General features: G+C 72.8%; 2 protein-coding genes. One reads left to right on the forward strand and one right to left on the reverse strand.

Annotated elements, in window-relative coordinates:
- Positions 1-341 (reverse strand): SWIM zinc finger family protein (locus tag HW445_RS29735; RefSeq protein WP_180223917.1); only part of this gene is annotated, 341 nt, incomplete at its 3' end.
- A 145-nt stretch (positions 342-486) separates the two neighbouring features.
- Here HW445_RS29735 and HW445_RS29740 point away from each other — a divergent pair.
- Positions 487-1641, forward strand: coding sequence for an AAA family ATPase (locus HW445_RS29740; RefSeq protein WP_180223918.1), 1155 nt, complete (start codon positions 487-489; stop codon positions 1639-1641).
- Positions 1642-1760: the final 119 nt, after the last annotated feature.

Consider the following 1760-nt stretch of genomic DNA (forward strand, 5'->3'; position numbering starts at 1 on the left):
AGCCACTGCCGAGCCCAGTCGGGCGGCTCCTGGCCGGCGGGTACGGCCGCCGGGTCCGCGGCCCACAGGAGCAGCAGCCCCAGCGCGTGCTTGCAGGGAAACTTACGGCTCGGACAACTGCACTTGTAGGCGGGAGCCGACGACTCCCCCATGTCCACGATCGTCTGGTACGGCTTGCTGCCGCTTCCCTTGCACAGGCCCCACACCGTCCCCTCGTCGTCGCAGCCCGTGCCGGACCACGGCCCGGCCGCGGCGAGTTTGCTTCCGGCTTTGCGAGACGCCGCGTCAGGCGCCAGCGCCAGCACTTGTTCCGCGCTCCAGCGCACCCCCTGCTGAGTCATGGAACCGACGGTAGGACCTGCCGCTGACAACGCTGCCCCGGACGGCCCAGCGGCCGGTGTCCTCCCTGGTCGTGACCGATTGTCAGTGGTGTGGTGCAAGGTGGTCAGCAGATCCGAACCGGCCGAGCTGGAGGGGGCCTCAGCCATGTCTGTGTCCATCGAACCGACGTCCGTCACCGCGGTGTCCGACGACCCCGCGCCCGCGAAGGGCGCAAAGAACGAGCAGGCGCTGCGGCCGCACGCGGAGGACGCCTTCGCCCAGGAGCTCCAGGCGCTGGCGGCCGCCGACGACCGGCCCCGCCCGGCCCGCTGGAAGATGTCCCCGTGGGCGGTCGCGACCTACCTGCTCGGCGGCACGCTCGACGACGGCACCGTGATCTCGCCGAAGTACGTCGGCCCGCGCCGCATCGTCGAGGTGGCCGTCACCACGCTCGCCACCGACCGCGCCCTGCTGCTGCTCGGCGTGCCCGGCACCGCCAAGACCTGGGTCTCCGAACACCTGGCGGCCGCCGTCAGCGGCGACTCCACACTGCTCGTCCAGGGCACCGCCGGCACCCCGGAGGAGGCCATCCGCTACGGCTGGAACTACGCCCAGCTGCTGGCCCACGGCCCCAGCCGCGACGCGCTGGTGCCCAGCCCGGTGATGCGGGCCATGGGCGAGGGAATGATCGCCCGCGTCGAGGAGCTCACCCGCATCCCGGCGGACGTCCAGGACACCCTGATCACCATCCTCTCCGAGAAGACACTGCCGATACCGGAGCTCGGCGAGGAGGTCCAGGCGGTCCGCGGATTCAACCTGATCGCCACCGCGAACGACCGCGACCGGGGGGTCAACGACCTGTCCAGCGCGCTGCGGCGCCGCTTCAACACCGTGGTGCTGCCGCTGCCGGAGAGCCCGGAGGCGGAGGTGGAGATCGTCTCCCGCCGCGTCGACCAGCTCGGCCGCTCCCTGGAGCTGCCGCAGGCACCGGACGGCATCGACGAGATCCGCCGGGTCGTCACGGTCTTCCGCGAGCTTCGCGACGGCCTGACCACCGACGGGCGCACCAAGCTGAAGACGCCCAGCGGCACGCTCTCCACCGCCGAGGCGATCTCGGTGGTCACCAACGGCCTCGCGCTGGCGGCCCACTTCGGCGACGGCGTGCTCCGGCCGGCGGACGTGGCGGCGGGCATCCTCGGCGCGGTGGTCCGCGACCCGGCAGCCGACCGGGTGATCTGGCAGGAGTACCTGGAGACCGTGGTCCGTGAGCGGGACGGCTGGAAGGACTTCTACCGCGCCTGCCGGGAGGTGTCGGCGTGAGCGGTTCCCACGCGCTGCCGCTGCTGCTGGGGGTGCGGCACCACGGGCCGGGCTCGGCCCGCGCGGTACGGGCCGCCCTGGACGCGGTCCGTCCCCGGGCGGTGCTGATCGAGGGGCCG

This window comes from Streptomyces sp. UH6 (genome assembly GCF_013421635.1).
GTDB classification, from domain to species: Bacteria; Actinomycetota; Actinomycetes; order Streptomycetales; family Streptomycetaceae; genus Streptomyces; species Streptomyces abyssomicinicus.